Raw genomic sequence first — 612 nt, 5'->3', positions numbered from 1 at the left:
GCCGTACTCGGGTCAATTTCCTGCAAACGGCAATACAGGCCTGCCAAACCGTGTTCGTTTTTTTCTGCCTGAAGTTGTGCGCGCACTGCCGCATCCGCGCTAGGTAAGTCGTTCAAACCTTCCGTCAACGCGTGGAAATACATCATCGTGCCGCCGACAATCAGCGGATAGCGACCGCGCGCATGTATTTCGTTCACCAAGCGCACGCAGTCGCCGACAAAATCTGCCGCACTGTAACTTTCCAGCGGCGAAATAATATCAATCAAATGATGCGGTACGGCGGCAAGCTCTTCGGCAGTCGGCTTGGCCGTACCGATGTCCATGCCGCGATACACCAGTGCGGAATCCAAACTGATGATTTCCACCGGCAGCGATTGGGCAATATTTAAGGCCAGTGCGGTTTTACCGCCGGCGGTCGGGCCGAGTACGGCGAAGGCTTTGGGCGCGTTCATAAGAAAACGGAAAAATTAAAAATGCGATTATAGCAAACCCGGGCAGACCATATTTCAGGCCGTCTGAAACATTTGCTCTACATTATCAAAAGCGTTACACTTGCTGCGCCGTTACAGACGGCCTTTTATATTGATTTCAAACCTGCTGCTGCCGTCATTG

1 protein-coding gene is annotated in these 612 nt (G+C 52.3%); it reads right to left on the bottom strand.

Features of this window, described 5'->3' with window-relative positions; translation table 11 throughout:
* Window positions 1–452: tRNA (adenosine(37)-N6)-dimethylallyltransferase MiaA (gene miaA, locus ACTHUF_RS11025; protein ID WP_440407703.1), on the bottom strand; the 452-nt coding region annotated here is incomplete at its 3' end.
* Window positions 453–612 lie beyond the last annotated feature (160 nt).

It is taken from the genome of Neisseria sp. P0024.S006 (assembly GCF_051956595.1).
GTDB lineage: Bacteria > Pseudomonadota > Gammaproteobacteria > Burkholderiales > Neisseriaceae > Neisseria.
Note: the sequence above shows the minus strand (reverse complement) of the source record. Positions and strands in the feature narration are given on the sequence as shown.